This window comes from Enterobacter sp. UNJFSC 003, from assembly GCF_036903355.1.
Classification (GTDB): domain Bacteria; phylum Pseudomonadota; class Gammaproteobacteria; order Enterobacterales; family Enterobacteriaceae; genus Enterobacter.
In genome coordinates, this window is record NZ_JBAKHK010000001.1 from 1,054,423 (window position 1) to 1,068,580 (window position 14,158).

General features: G+C 54.7%; 15 protein-coding genes. 10 read left to right on the forward strand and 5 right to left on the reverse strand.

Going from position 1 to position 14,158, the window contains the following annotated elements:
- Positions 1 to 21 precede the first annotated feature (21 nt).
- Together pptA and V5P19_RS04940 are read left to right on the forward strand one after the other, a co-directional pair.
- A complete protein-coding gene (pptA, locus tag V5P19_RS04935; protein ID WP_334400667.1) occupies positions 22 to 252 on the forward strand; it encodes a tautomerase PptA in 231 nt (76 codons plus the stop codon).
- 124 nt (positions 253 to 376) lie between these two features.
- The gene (locus V5P19_RS04940) at positions 377 to 1,030 is read left to right on the forward strand and encodes a DNA-binding protein (protein WP_334400669.1); all 654 of its coding nucleotides are present in this window, start codon (positions 377 to 379) and stop codon (positions 1,028 to 1,030) included.
- Here the strand turns inward: V5P19_RS04940 and V5P19_RS04945 are convergent.
- Both V5P19_RS04945 and V5P19_RS04950 read right to left on the reverse strand, forming a co-directional pair.
- Positions 1,011 to 1,442 carry a hypothetical protein gene (locus V5P19_RS04945; RefSeq protein WP_334400671.1) on the reverse strand — a complete coding sequence of 144 codons (432 nt, stop codon included), beginning with the start codon at positions 1,440 to 1,442 and terminating at the stop codon, positions 1,011 to 1,013. The two genes, V5P19_RS04940 and V5P19_RS04945, sit on opposite strands and share 20 nt — an antisense overlap.
- Positions 1,443 to 1,451: 9 nt before the next feature.
- Entirely contained in the window at positions 1,452 to 1,931 is a 480-nt protein-coding gene (locus V5P19_RS04950; RefSeq protein ID WP_334400673.1) for a GNAT family N-acetyltransferase, read from the reverse strand.
- Positions 1,932 to 2,017: 86 nt separating this feature from the next.
- Between V5P19_RS04950 and V5P19_RS04955 the strand changes: the two genes are divergently transcribed.
- Positions 2,018 to 2,950 carry a LysR family transcriptional regulator gene (locus V5P19_RS04955; RefSeq protein WP_334400675.1) on the forward strand — a complete coding sequence of 311 codons (933 nt, stop codon included), beginning with the start codon at positions 2,018 to 2,020 and terminating at the stop codon, positions 2,948 to 2,950.
- A gap of 27 nt (positions 2,951 to 2,977) precedes the next feature.
- Here V5P19_RS04955 and V5P19_RS04960 read toward each other — a convergent pair whose 3' ends face one another.
- Complete coding sequence (locus tag V5P19_RS04960; protein WP_334400677.1) at positions 2,978 to 3,280, reverse strand: helix-turn-helix domain-containing protein; 303 nt, start codon at positions 3,278 to 3,280, stop codon at positions 2,978 to 2,980.
- A 171-nt stretch (positions 3,281 to 3,451) separates the two neighbouring features.
- On the opposite strand from V5P19_RS04960, the gene fusA reads away from it, so the two are divergent.
- Positions 3,452 to 5,551, forward strand: coding sequence for an elongation factor G (fusA, locus tag V5P19_RS04965; protein WP_334400679.1), 2,100 nt, complete (start codon positions 3,452 to 3,454; stop codon positions 5,549 to 5,551).
- A 65-nt stretch (positions 5,552 to 5,616) separates the two neighbouring features.
- Here the strand turns inward: fusA and V5P19_RS04970 are convergent, their stop codons facing one another.
- A complete protein-coding gene (locus V5P19_RS04970; RefSeq protein ID WP_334400681.1) occupies positions 5,617 to 6,189 on the reverse strand; it encodes a flavin reductase family protein in 573 nt (190 codons plus the stop codon).
- Between the two features lie 141 nt (positions 6,190 to 6,330).
- On the opposite strand from V5P19_RS04970, the gene V5P19_RS04975 reads away from it, so the two are divergent.
- From V5P19_RS04975 to nhoA, 4 genes are all read left to right on the forward strand, one after another.
- The gene (locus tag V5P19_RS04975) at positions 6,331 to 7,020 is read left to right on the forward strand and encodes an ABC transporter ATP-binding protein (protein ID WP_334401156.1); all 690 of its coding nucleotides are present in this window, start codon (positions 6,331 to 6,333) and stop codon (positions 7,018 to 7,020) included.
- Positions 7,017 to 7,985, forward strand: coding sequence for an ABC transporter substrate-binding protein (locus V5P19_RS04980; protein WP_334400683.1), 969 nt, complete (start codon positions 7,017 to 7,019; stop codon positions 7,983 to 7,985). The genes V5P19_RS04975 and V5P19_RS04980 overlap by 4 nt, the downstream gene beginning before the upstream one ends.
- A 39-nt stretch (positions 7,986 to 8,024) precedes the next feature.
- On the forward strand, positions 8,025 to 9,680 hold the full coding sequence (locus V5P19_RS04985) for an iron ABC transporter permease (RefSeq protein ID WP_334400685.1): 1,656 nt from the start codon (positions 8,025 to 8,027) through the stop codon (positions 9,678 to 9,680).
- A gap of 72 nt (positions 9,681 to 9,752) precedes the next feature.
- Complete coding sequence (nhoA, locus tag V5P19_RS04990; RefSeq protein ID WP_334400687.1) at positions 9,753 to 10,598, forward strand: N-hydroxyarylamine O-acetyltransferase; 846 nt, start codon at positions 9,753 to 9,755, stop codon at positions 10,596 to 10,598.
- A gap of 38 nt (positions 10,599 to 10,636) precedes the next feature.
- On the opposite strand, the gene V5P19_RS04995 is transcribed toward nhoA, so the two are convergent.
- The gene (locus tag V5P19_RS04995) at positions 10,637 to 11,566 is read right to left on the reverse strand and encodes a LysR family transcriptional regulator (protein ID WP_334400689.1); all 930 of its coding nucleotides are present in this window, start codon (positions 11,564 to 11,566) and stop codon (positions 10,637 to 10,639) included.
- Positions 11,567 to 11,721: 155 nt separating this feature from the next.
- Between V5P19_RS04995 and V5P19_RS05000 the strand changes: the two genes are divergently transcribed.
- Together V5P19_RS05000 and V5P19_RS05005 are read left to right on the forward strand one after the other, a co-directional pair.
- Positions 11,722 to 12,810, forward strand: coding sequence for a 4-oxalomesaconate tautomerase (locus V5P19_RS05000; RefSeq protein ID WP_334400691.1), 1,089 nt, complete (start codon positions 11,722 to 11,724; stop codon positions 12,808 to 12,810).
- A gap of 41 nt (positions 12,811 to 12,851) precedes the next feature.
- Positions 12,852 to 14,126 (forward strand): MFS transporter, encoded by a 1,275-nt coding sequence (locus V5P19_RS05005; protein WP_334401158.1) that lies wholly within the window; start codon positions 12,852 to 12,854, stop codon positions 14,124 to 14,126.
- The last annotated feature ends 32 nt before the right edge of the window (positions 14,127 to 14,158 follow it).

Genomic DNA, 14,158 nt, shown 5'->3' on the forward strand with positions numbered 1-14,158 from the left:
CTCACAACAGGAAGCCTGCATATGCCACACGTAGACATTAAATGTTTTCCCCGCGATCTGAACGACGAACAAAAAACCGCCCTGGCGGAGGACATCGCGAAGGTGATTATTCGTCATTTTGACAGTAAAGACAGTTCTGTTTCCGTGGCGCTGAATCAGGTTCAGCCCGAGGACTGGAAAGCGCAGGTCTGGGACACCGAGATCGGCCCGAAGCTGGACGCGCTGATTAAGAAGCCCGGGTATTCAATGTAAGATTTGCTGGCCGCCGGGTAAGGGGTGAACGTTACTCGGCGATTCCCTCCGGAAAAGTCCCCTCTTTATAAAAACACCGTCTCTGGATAGAATCGCCACATCCACAGTGACGGGATACAACAGCATGACCGGAAGAGTCGATTATCAGATTGAAAAATATCTCCTGACGGAAGCCGCGGAGCCGGAGCGTCTGACGCGCCAGTGGGCTGAGGTACTGGACGAGTGTCGCGAGCAGCAGTCTGGTGCAGAAGATCGCTTACGGCTCGCGCTGCTGAATGTGGATTACGTAACAAGCTTTGAGCTTCCCTTCAGGTTACTTCTCACCCGCGCGCCGCAGTTAATTGACGGTATCAGGAATGAGCTTCAGCTCAGCCAGAAAAATGTTCTCTTCAATGGAAAGCGGTTCGGCTGCGTCTATAGCCTTAAAATGAATCTCGACGGCATCCCCGACGAATTTACCTACCAGCTGAAGACGCGCATCCAGCGAAGCGATAGCGAAGGGGGGAGCGAAGTGCCTTTCCGGCACATTGCCCAGCAGGTTAAGGCCCCGCGAGAACGCCTCAAGCTGGCGCTGGAAAACGGGCTGGCCGTCACGGCACTGGACGGGCTGTTCTGGTTTGGCATTCAACGCATCGCGGCGGATGTGCAAAGGTTAAGAAAAACGGGTGTGAGGATCGTGACGTCGGAGACCGAGGTGTTTGATACGCTCACGAAGACGACGCGGCGGATCCCCGTATATAGGCTACCCACTGTCAGCATCAAAGAAGGCGAAAAATAGCGGCCAGCTGTTTTACCGCGTCTTCTATTTCCCTCTCCGTGTACGCGGCAAATCCCATTAAAAAACCGGTGGACGCTGGGCTGCCCGCATATAAATCGGTAAGTCCCAGGAGATCAATACCAGCACGGTGGGCGGCAACCGCAATCTCTTGCTCTGATATCCCGAGCCTGAGGTGACAAGGCATCTGCATTCCGCCCGCAGGCTTGACGCAGACAACGTAATCAGAAAGATAGGCGTCCATGAGGGCAGCCAGCCTGTCGCGACGAGCCACATAAACACCGCGCATCTTGCGGATATAGGCACCGAAGTGCCCGCCTTCCAAAAAAAGCGGAATGATTGAATATCGGATGCACGTAAGATAAATACGGTAATTGATATCACGCCCCTTAAAGAGTGACGGGGTGTTTTTCATGCAATGGCATTACTCTTCAGCAAATGCCCGTAATGCTTCCCCATCAAGACGATAGCGTATCCATTCTGACTGCGGCAAAGCGCCGATGCTCAGGTAAAAATCAATGGCTGGCTGGTTCCAGTCAAGAACGCTCCATTCCAGGCGGCCGCAATTGCGGCTCACTGCACACTGCGCGATAGTTTTCAGCAATGCCTTTCCCGCCCCTTTACTGCGATATTCAGGGGACACATACAAATCTTCCATATAAATACCGTTGCGACCCAGCCATGTGGAATAACTGGTGAAGAAAACGGCATACCCCACGACGTTGCCATCTAATTCGGCGATAAGTGCTTCGGTTTTACTTTCAGCACCAAAGAGCGTTTCTCGGATCTCGTCCGGTGTGGTAACCACTTCTTCTGGCGCTTTTTCATACACGGCGAGCTCATAAATCATATCGTAAATTGCCGTGGCATCTTCTGGTCGTGCCTGACGAATTGTGATGCTCATTCGTTTTCCTGTTGTCGCTGCTTGAGGTTGATGGGGCTAAGCATAAAGGGTAATGTCAGAAGAATTAAGTGCAATGAAATCAACCCATGATGAATATTATGCATCCAGCATTAAGGCGCCTTGATTTAAACCTTCTCCCTGTTTTTGACGCTATTTATCGTCACAGCTCCGTTCGCCTGGCTGCGGATGAACTGGCGATGAGCACGTCGGCGCTCAGCCACGCCCTGTCACGGCTGCGTATTTCCCTTAACGATCCGCTATTTTTTCGCGAAGGCCACCGAATGTGTCCCAGCGTGTATGCCACTCAGCTTGCGCCCGCTATTGCATCTGCACTCAAATTCCTCAATCAGGAGCTGTCGCCGCAGCCGGAGTTTGACGCCGCGGTGAGTACGGCGTGTTTGCAGATCGCGATAACCGACTTCACCGCGTTTTGCATTTTCCCTGCGCTCATGCACACGCTGCAGCATACCGCGCCGGGCCTGCGCATTGAGTTACGCTATTTGCCGCACAGCCCGGCGCTGACGGAATTACTGGCCGGTGAAGTGGATCTGGCGTTGGGATTCAGCACGTCAGAGGATATCCGGTATCCGGAGCTGGAAGAGATCGGCTGGTTCGAAGATGAGTATGTCGTCATCAGCAACACGGACCGCACGCAGCTGACGCTGGAAGAGTATCTCGCCGCCCGGCACCTGGTGGTTACGCCGTGGAATGAGAAGCAGGGGGTTCTGGATTTACAGCTTGAACGCATGGGTTATGCCCGACAAATTGCGATCAAAACCCCGTCAATGCTCAGCGCGCCGTTCATTGTTGCAGAAAGCGATCTGCTGATGGCGCTTCCTCGATTCGCCGCCGAAAAGTTGATGCCGGCCGCGAATATCAAGATTTTTGCGCTGCCGTTCGACATTCATCGGTTTGAGGTGAAGATCTACTCGCATAAGCGCAGCGGCCAGCGAAGCGTAACGAACTGGCTCAAAGCGACGCTGCGGTCGCTGGCTGAAGGGGTGAATGCAGGACGGTAGCGCAGGGCAAGCAACGCAGGCTTGTCCTTATGATTTCGCCTGCAAAAGTATCGCCATCAGCCCGGGAAAGCGGGCGTCCAGATCCTCTCTTCGCAACGAAATGAGATTTTCACGCCCCTGCGGGCGCTGCCAGATCACGCCGCTGTCGCGCAGCACGCGCCAGTGGTGGGTCATGGTCGACTTCACCACATCGTCCGGGCGTAGCGTATTGCAGCTCAGTTCACTGCCGTCGGCCAGCCTGCGGATAATCGCCAGCCGCAGCGGGTTGCCGAGGGCAAACAGCACGTTTTCTAACAGTATTTGTTCAGGTTCTGGGTGATTGGGGGTCATGGTTTTCCTGCGTGACGCCTGCGTAAATGGTCAGATTGAGCTATATCAACAATAGGCCAACCGTTAAAAAATAGTTCGATAATACTCGTACAATAGGACTATTATAGCAAACGAACGAATACGCGACCATCCTGGTCGTCACAATGCAGTCTTAATGACTAAGGAAATATCATGCCCCGACCCATCCCCCTCGAACGTTATCGCAACATCGGTATCTCCGCGCATATCGATGCCGGTAAAACAACCACCACGGAGCGCATCCTGTTTTATACCGGGATGAGCCACAAATTAGGTGAAGTACACGATGGCGCGGCAACAACTGACTGGATGGCGCAGGAGCAAGAGCGCGGGATTACCATCACATCCGCCGCGGTGAGCTGCTTCTGGCCGGGTATGGACAGAGGGTTTGAACCGCATCGGATTAACATCATCGACACCCCGGGGCACGTGGATTTCACCATTGAAGTGGAACGGTCTATGCGCGTGCTCGACGGCGCCGTGATGGTGTATGACTCCGTGGGCGGCGTGCAGCCGCAGTCGGAAACCGTCTGGCGTCAGGCCAATAAATACCATGTTCCGCGCCTGGCGTTCGTCAATAAAATGGACCGCCCGGGTGCCGATTTCTTTCGCGTAGTGCGGATGATGCAGGAGCGTCTGAAGGCCAATCCGGTACCGATTGTGATCCCGGTTGGCGCAGAAGAGCACTTCACCGGCGTTGTGGATCTGATCAAGATGCGCACCATCCTGTGGGACGATGCAACGCAGGGCATGGCGTTTAGCTATGCGCCGGTGCCTGACGATCTGATGAGTATCGCGCAGGCGTGGCGGGAAAAAATGGTCTCTGCTGCGGCAGAAGCCAGCGAAGCACTCATGGATAGTTATCTGGAGACGGGCGATCTTGATGAAGCCGATATCATCAAGGGTTTGCGAATCCGCACCATTTCCGGTGAAATTCAGCCGATGCTGTGCGGCAGTGCCTTTAAAAACAAAGGCGTGCAGCGCATGCTCGATGCGGTGATTGAGCTGATGCCGTCGCCGCTGGACGTGCCTGCCATTGACGGTATTGATGAAAAAGGGCAGCACGCGGAGCGTCACCCAAGCGACGACGAGCCGTTCTCCGCGCTGGCATTCAAGCTGATGAGCGATCCCTACGTTGGGCAACTGACCTTTATCCGCGTTTATTCAGGCGTGCTGAGAAAAGGCGACGCGGTGTATAACCCGGTAAAAGGGAAGAAAGAGCGCATCGGGCGCATCGTGTTAATGCATGCCAACGATCGTCATGAAGTGGATGAACTGCGCGCGGGGGATATTGCTGCCTGCGTGGGCCTGAAAGATGTGACCACCGGCGACACGCTGACCGACCCGAACGCGGTCATTACGCTTGAACGCATGGAATTTCCTGACCCGGTCATTTCATTGGCGATTGAGCCGAAAACCAAGGCGGATCAGGAAAAAATGGGTATCGCGTTGCAACGACTGGCGGCGGAAGATCCGTCGTTCCGTCTGCACACTGACGAAGAGTCCGGCCAGACGATTATTTCCGGGATGGGCGAGTTGCATCTGGAAATTATCGTCGACCGCATGAAGCGTGAATTCGGCGTGGAGGCGAACATCGGTCGCCCGCAGGTCACTTACCGCGAAACCATTCGTCGCGCGGTAAAGGATATCGAAGGCAAATTTGTCCGGCAGTCCGGTGGTAAAGGGCAGTACGGACATGTGGTATTGAGTTTTGAGCCGTCAGAGCCTGGCAGTGGCTTTACGTTTGAAGATGCCACCAAGGGCGGCGTGGTGCCGCGCGAGTACATTCCCTCCGTGGAAAAAGGGCTGCGCGAAGCCATGAACACCGGCGTGCTGGCGGGTTATCCGGTTGTCGATGTGAAAGCGACCCTGACCTTTGGTTCGTACCACGACGTTGACTCCTCGGAAATGGCATTCCGCATGGCGGCAATTCTTGGTTTTAAGGACGGCATACGTAAAGCCGATCCGGCGATCCTTGAGCCGATGATGCACGTCGAGGTGGAAACGCCGGAAGAGTACGCCGGAAACATTATGGGCGATCTCTCTTCTCGTCGCGGGATGGTGCAGGGCATGGAGGAGCAGTATGGTAGCCAGATTATTCGCGCCGACGTCCCGCTGGCCGAGATGTTTGGTTATGCCACCACGCTGCGTTCGATGTCGCAGGGGCGCGCGACTTATACCATGGAGTTCCACCATTTCGCTGAAGCACCGCGAAATGTCGCGGAGGAGATTATTGCGCGGCGTGCCAGGTAATCGTTGATAGCGTGGTTTGCCAAAATGGGGGAGTGGACATGCGTGTTCACTCCCCCTTTTTTCTTTCAATCCGGTGCCTTCACTCTCTTTCCGCTCGTCACAAATGTTCCGGCCCCCAAATGATGCAGCGTATTGAGCTTATCCTCGTCAAACTGCCAGCGCCCGGCGACAAACGCGCGCTCATCCGCAGCCGCGGACACGACTTCGCCGAAGAGGGTATCGTATTTCTCTGCCGCCGCGGTCATCGGCAATAGCCGACACTCCATCCACGCCAGGCATTTCTCTTCAATCACGGGTAAACCCAGCTCGGGGCCCCTCACAACTGGGATCCCATAGCAGTTAAATTTATCTTCATCGCGACCGCTCACGCTGCCGACAGCGTAAGTCCAGTTGGCGGCCGCCACGCCCGGGATAACGATGCCAAATTTGCCGCTGCGCTCAATTAACTCCCGCGACCAGGCGCTTTTGTCTACCACGATCGCGATCCGCGGCGGTTCAAACTCGACCGGCATAGACCAGGCCGCAGCCATCACGTTACGACGGTCAATAGACTCATCCCGGCTGGTTATTAACACCGTAGGGCCATGATTCAACAGTCGACTGGCGTGCTTTAACTCAACGGGACGAAACGCGCTCATAAACAAATTCCTCTCAATAAGTCTTCCGGCAGTAAACGCCTGAAGCGGACGAGAAATCAAGACGCAACGTGAGCGTCATGGTTTCGTCACGTTCGCTCCCTACAGTGGCGGACAGTAAATCCCAAAGAGGATAACACGTTGATGACCTCCATAACGCTCAAAAGCGTGACGTACGCTTTTGGCGCGAACACCGTTTTGAATCACATCGATCTGCACATTGATGCTGGCAGCGTGGTTGCACTGCTGGGGCCATCAGGCTGCGGAAAAAGTACGCTATTACGGCTGCTGGCAGGCTTAACTCACCCTGCAGGGGGCGAAATACGCTTCGGCGATCGCCAGGTCGCGAAAGCGGACTGGTCGCTACCGCCGGAGGCACGTGATATCGGCATGGTCTTCCAGGACTATGCTCTCTGGCCGCATATGACGGTGGCACAGAACGTGGCCTTCCCGCTGAAAATGCGCAATATCCCTCGCCAGGAACGCGATGTCCGCGTGGCGCAGGCGCTTTCTCGCGTCGGGCTAACGGCGTTTGCCGACCGCAAGCCCGCAGGGCTGTCGGGCGGGCAGCAACAGCGCGTGGCGCTGGCCCGGGCGATTGTCGCCGAACCCCGCGTTCTGCTTTTTGACGAGCCGCTCTCCAACCTCGATAGCGAACTGCGTGAATCACTGTGTCAGGAGATGGCCAGCCTGTTGCGCCAGCTCCGGACAACCGCTGTGTACGTTACCCACGATCGCCGGGAGGCTGAAATCCTGGCCGATCGCATCGTGCATTTATCTGCCGGCAGCGTTGCTGCCGATCGTTTGATTTCATCCTCAGGGGAGTTTGTATGAAAGCCACGCTGTCTGTGAAAAAAGGCGTTCTGCTCGCAATGGCATTATCGTCCGTTATGATGCCCAGCGCCCATGCGCTGACGGTATACACCGCGGGGCCGGGATCGCTGGCCAAAAATCTGGCAAGCGGCTTCGAAAAACAAACCGGCATAAAGGTGGATATCTTCCAGGCGACCACCGGCAAGGTGATGGCGCGTCTGGAGGCTGAACAGGCTAATCCGCAGGCAGACGTTTTAATTTCTGCGTCATGGGATACGGCGGAAGATTTGCATACTCGCGGCTGGCTGCTGCCCTACCAGAGCGCCAATGCAGAGAACGTCCCTGCCGATCTGAAATCCGCTGATTATGTCGCGCAGGGCGTCTCGGCGCTGGGGATTGTCTGGAACACTAAAAGCGGCACGCCGGAGCCGAAAGAGTGGCAGGATCTGACAACGAATGCGTATAAAGACAAAGTCACAACCCCCGATCCGGCGCTATCCGGCGCCTCGCTGGATTTGCTGATCGGGCTGCAAAATGGCATGGGTGACAAAGCCTGGGCGCTCTTTGATGCGCTGAAAAAGAACGGCATGGTGGTCAGTGGCCCGAATGCTCAGGCGGTGACGCCGGTCATGCAGGGCGCGAAAGCGGCGGTGTTTGGCGCGGTGGACTATGTCTCCTACGGCAACATCAGTCAGGGTGAGTCCCTGAAGGTGATCTTCCCGGCCAGCGGTACGGTGATTGCCCCGCGTCCAATGATGATTCTCAAATCTACCCGGCATGCCGATGAGGCAAAAGCCTTTGTCGATTACGTACTCTCTGAGGAAGGTCAAACGATGGTCGCTGACGCGTGGCTGATGCCCGTACGCGGTGACGTGAAGGCGAAGCGTCCATTGCTTAATGCGCTGAACGTGCTGCCAACCAAAAGCGATGGCGCCAGCACGCGCAGCGATATCCTCAAGCGTTTTAATGCCATTTTCTCTTTGTAATTCATCTGACGGGGGCAGCCCCGCCTTCAGGATTGTTTCGTGAATCAACGACTATTATCCGCAATGACGCTGGCGCTGCTGGTGGTTCTGGTGGCGCTTCCGCTGTCGTTTATCGCGCTGCAGGCGGTATTTCCCCCGTTCAGCGCAGGCGAGCTGACGGGCGCATTTAGCGGATTTCCCGTCCTGTTCGCTGAACCGCAGTTGCCCACTCTGCTTGGGGGGACGCTCCAGGTGGGGATCGGCGTTGCGCTGGTGAGTGCGCTACTCGGTTTTCCTCTTGGCGTGGCGCGCGGCCTGTTACATCTTCCGCTCCCGCGTCTGTGGGATCTGCTGTTTCTGATCCCCTTTTTAACGCCGCCTTATATTGCTGCACTGTCGTGGATGCTGGTACTGCAAACCAACGGTTATCTGCAACAGTTAACCGGTATTAACCTTAACGATCTGCTGTTTAGCAAAACTGGCATTGTGCTGGTCATGGCGATGAACATATTCCCGGTGGTCTATTTTGCCGTCTCGCGCAGCCTGCTGGCGAGCGGGCAACGTCTGGCGCGGGTCGCCCGCGTCCACGGCGCCAGCGCGGGGAGGGCGTTTTGGTACATTACGCTGCCGATGCTCTCTCCGTCGCTGGCGGCGGGAATGCTGCTGGCGTTTACGTTGGCGATTGAAGAGTTCGGCGTTCCGGCAGCTCTGGGCACGCGAGCGGGCGTCTTAATGCTGACGACCGATATCGAAAAGAAACTGGCCGACTGGCCGGTCGATCTCTCCGGAGCCGCACTGCTCTCCGTGGTTTTAGTGGCGATTGCCCTCAGCGCCTGGGGGCTACAGAAAAAGCTGACCGGTCATCACGACGTCACCAGCGTGACGGGTAAACCCACTGAAAACACCGGGGCAGACGCGGGGGGCTGGACGCTGCCGATTGTGACAGCGATGGCAGCGGTGGGGGCCATCGCCGTGGTGTTGCCCGGTTTATCGATGGCGCTGTCCGGCGTATTGGGCACTTTATCCGGTGGCGTTACGTTTCAAAACGTGACGTTGTCACATTACGCTGCGCTGTTCAGTCAACACGGCGACGCGCTTTTAGCGCTCGGGACCAGTTTGTCTCTGGCCGTGGGGGCAGCCTGTATAACCGGGTTCGTGGGGCTGTTGGTCTCATGGCTGGTCGTGGTGCAGAAGATAAAAGGGCGCGGCGTACTGGACGCGCTATCACTGATGCCCGCAGCGTTACCGGGCATCGTGGTTGGTGTCGGGCTGATCCTGCTGTGGAACCGGTCGTTCTGGCCGGTCTCGCCCTACAATAGCTGGGTTATTTTGCTGCTTTCCTATTGCTGCCTTTTACTTCCGTGGCCGGTGCGATACGTCGGCAGCGCGCTGCGCCAGCTTGGCGGCAATCTCGAACCTGCCGCGCGGGTTCACGGCGCATCGGCGTTTCAGGCTTTACGGTTCATCGTCATGCCGTTGGTATCGCCAGCCTTGCTGGCGGCCATGTTGATGGTGTTCGCAATTGCCTCGCGTGAGCTGGTAACGTCTTTGCTGCTGGCGCCTGCGGGCACGCAGACGGTTTCGGTATTTATCTGGCGTCAGTTTGAGCAAGGCTCCGTCGGGCAAGGCATGGCGATGGCAACACTCACGCTTATCGCCGGGCTGGTTTTGATGCTCTGTGCGCTCGGTATCATGCAGCGCAGCACGCGCAATTAAAAAAGCACTTTCGCGCATGTGGCCCCAGTAAAATAGTTTATAAACAAGGGACATTACATAAGGAAGCGAACCATGTCCCCATTTCTGAGTGCTTATTTCACCCGCACGGGCTGGCAACAGCCTGTTCAGGTTGATATCGATACCCTGCGCGCGCTGCATTTACGCCACAACTGCGAGATCCCCTTCGAAAATATTGATGTCGTTCTGCCGCGAGAGATCCACCTTGAAGATCAATGCCTGGTCGAGAAGCTGGTGACGGCCCGCCGTGGGGGATACTGCTTTGAGCAAAATGGCCTGTTTGAGCGCGTACTGCGTGAAGTCGGGTTTACGGTGCGCAGCGTGCTGGGGCGCGTGGTTCTGGCTAATCCGCCGCAAATGCCGCCGCGTACGCACCGGCTGCTGCTGGTTGAGCTGAACGGTGAGCGCTGGATTGCCGACGTGGGGTTTGGCGGGCAGACGCTAACGGCGCCTATCCGGCTGATCGCGAATGAAGAGCAGGAAACGCCGCACGGACTTTATCGCCTGCTGAGTGAAGGTAACGATTGGGTGTTGCAGTTCCGCCACCACGAGCACTGGCAGTCGATGTATCATTTTGACCTGACGACGCAGTATTTCAGCGATTACGTGATGGGTAACTTCTGGTCGGCGCACTGGCCGCAGTCGCATTTCCGTCATCACCTGCTGATGTGTCGCCATCTTCCTGACGGCGGCAAGCTGACGCTGACCAATTTCAATTTTACCCACTGGAAAAATGGCCACGTTGAGGAGCAAATTCACCTTCCCGATGCAGGGGAGCTCTATCAGCTGATGCAGGAAAGATTTGGGTTAGGGGTGGAGGATCCGAAACACGGCTTTTCGCTGGCCGAACTGACGGCGGTAATGGCCGGCTTTGAAACGCATCCACAGGCGGGTAAATAGGGCATAAAGGGGCGTTGGCCCCTTTCTCTTGTCGGGGCTTAGAGCTGGCTAAACTTATTAATCCACGGACTGTTATCTTCGCCAGACCACAGCTGTACTAACATCTCTCTGAATTTCTCCGCCGCCGGGCTCAGCGGCGTTTCGCGACGCTGCACAAGCCCTAAGGTACGTCGAATGACGGGTTCAATCAGCGGGCGGCTGACCAGAACATGATGTTCATCAGTCGGCATTGCCAGGCTGGGAACCACCGATACGCCGAGGCCCGCCTCCACCATTCCCAGTGAAGTAGACAGGTGTCGGACCTCGTAAAACCAGTTAGGTTTCCAGGCCATTTTCTCGAAGGCCTGATCGATAAGCGACCGGTTACCGCTGGAGCGCCTGACGCCAATTAACTTCATTCCGGCAAGATCTTCCCACGTTACCAGCGGTTTTTGTGCCAGTTCATTGTCGCGCCGACAGGCCAGAACAAACGGTTCATTGACCAACGGCGAAAAATCGATATTAGGATGTGTGATGTTTATCATATTTATGCCGAAATCTGCATCGCCATTTAACACCGCTTCGAGACAATCGCTGGCGCTGTGCTCAAGTATGCGAATACGGATGTTTGGATGGTCATTGTTATAATCTCGTATCACCGATGGCAGAAAATAGAACGCGGCGGTCGGGATACAGGAAACGGTAATAACCCCTGCCTGATGCGTCGCCATCTCTTTAATACTCAATATTGAGCTTTCATAAAAATCGATTAAATTCTTTGCCTTAGGCAAAAACTCTCTGCCTACCGTCGTTAATTTGACGCTCCGCGTCGATCGTTCAAACAGCGCCGTTCCCAGGCTCTCTTCAAGCTTTTGGATTCTACGTGTTAATGCAGGTTGTGATATGTGAAGAAATTGAGATGCTTTTGTAAAGCATCCGATTTCTGCAATTTTTACAAAAGCTTGTATACCCTGTAATTCATGTTGCATCTCAGCATCCCTTTCTCGTTTCTATTTCTCCAGGGTAACTCACGCGCTATTAATGTGCAAAACGAATTAATGATGCTTTTTTTGACATTAGAGTTATCAACCCGAGTATGAAAACCTTATTGCGTTCCTGAGAAAAAGCGAAATGAGAAAAACACATGTTAACGATCCCTTGCGTATTAATGCGTGGCGGTACGTCAAAAGGCCCGGTTATTCTGGCCAGCGATCTGCCGTCTGAAAATGAAGAACGCGACGCCGTGTTGCTGGCGTTAATGGGCGCAGGCCATGAGCTCGAAATTGACGGTATCGGTGGTGGAAGTCCGCAGACCAGCAAAGTGGCGATCGTCAGTCCTTCCGACAGTCCGGATGCCGACGTCGATTATCTGTTCGCACAGGTCATGGTTAACGAGCGACGCGTCGATACCACGCCCAACTGCGGCAATATGCTTTGCGCGGTGGGGCCCTTTGCCATCGAAAAGGGGTTGGTTAAGGCGCAAAGTCCGGTGACGACGGTCCGCATCCGTAACCTGAATACCGGCACGCTGGTTGATGCAGAAGTTCAGACGCCTGATTATCGGGTGATTTACGAAGGTGATACCCAAATCGACGGCGTACCGGGTGTTGCGGCACCGGTTGGTTTGACCTTCCTCAATTCTGCAGGCTCTAAAACAGGGAAACTGCTCCCGACCGGCAGCGTGACGGACGTTTTTGAGGGTATCCCCGTTACGTGTATCGACATGGCCATGCCGATGGTGCTGATTGATGCAGCCCAACTGGGAAAAACGGGCGGGGAGTCGCCGACAGAACTGGATGCGGATACAACCTTCAAGGCGAAACTTGAACGCCTGCGCTGTAAGGCGGGTGAGGCAATGGGGCTTGGCGATGTTACATCGAAAGTGATTCCGAAACCCGTTCTGCTCAGCCGAGCGTGCAACGGAGGAACGCTTCAGGTTCGCTACTTTATGCCACACGTCTGCCATAAGTCGCTGGCCATTACTGGCTCGATTGGCATTTCAACCGCAACGCTGATTGAAGGGTCTGTTGCCCATACCCTTATCGCCGACCGGCCCAGAGATTTATTCACCAACATTATTGATATTGAACATCCCAGCGGAAAAATTTCGGTGTCATTGTTACGAGACGGAGACAAGATCGAAAATACTCGCGCAGCGGTTATACGCACGTCGCGAAAATTATTTGAAGGCGTCGTTTGCGTGCCGGAAAACGTTTTATCAGAAGCGATTTAAATAAAAACATCCTGACCTGAAAGGTTAGATAAAAAACCACTCTGTACCCAAATTATAATACTGAGGTTATTATGGCGTTAACGCATGCTAAAAATACCCTGAAAGACTCGGATTCCGTAAAGGCCAGTAGTCATATTCGTGTCATTCTGGCGTTAGCCTTATCCGGGCTTGCTGAACTTGCTTCTCTTTTCTTTATTCAGCCACTTCTTCCAACGCTGGCGGTGGAATACAACGTTCCCGTCAGTCAGGTAAGTATTATTTTATCTGCTGAAACTGCACTGCTGGCTATTGGGCTGCTCTTTACCGGGACCTTATCCGACCACTATGGCAGAAAGCGATTAATTATTGTGTCGCTGCTGTTGGGCGGTGTTTTAACGCTGCTGTGCCCGCTGGTCGAATCCTGGGCGATGCTGGTGGCTCTGCGCGCGGTGATTGGTCTGGCGTTAAGCGGCATAGCCGCAGCGGCGACGGCGTATATCAGCGAAGAAGTTGCACCGGTGGCGGCGGGAATCGTCACGGGATATTTTGTCTTCGGTAACTCGATGGGGGGAATGTCAGGGCGTATTATTGCCAGCCAGCTGATCGATCATATCTCCATAAATACCATCTTCTACGGTTTTGCGGTGAGTCTTATTGTGGTTGCCATTCTGGTTAACTTCTTGCTGCCCGCATCCCGTAATTTCACGCCGACGCAAAATCTCAACGTGATGCGCATGGTGAAAGGTGCTGCATCACATTTTAAAAATAAAAATCTGGCGCTGGCTTTTATTATTAGCTTTATTATCTTTGGCGCATTTACCTCACTTTATAACTACCTTGCTTTCTTCCTTAAAGGTGAACCTTTCCATATATCTCCAGCCAACGCGGGCCTGCTCTCCTTTAGCTTCGCGCTGAGCTTCTTTACTGCTCCACAGGCAGGGCGTTTATCGGCTAAATATGGCGCAATGAAAGTGCTGAGAGTGCTGTTCCTGATTATGGCTTTGGGGATGTTGCTGACGCTGACCGCGAATGTCGTCACCTTTATTGCGGGTGCCGTTATCTTCACCGGCTGCTTCTTCGGCTGCCACTCCATCGGCCTGAGCTGGGTCAGTAAAAATGCTACCCACGCAAGAGGCCAGGCAGTCGCGCTCTATTTATTCTTCTATTACATGGGCGGTTCGGTTGTCGGTTTTGTAAACGGTTTTGTCTTCCATTCAATGGGTTGGCAGGGGATGACGGGATTCATCCTGGCGTTACTCGGGGTCGGCGTTGTTGTGGCTACCTATCTGGCGTCCGGTACGAAACCGGCACTGGTACCCGCGCAGTCCGCTGAATAAAAGCTTGGCAAGGTGTTCACGCTGTAAGGCGT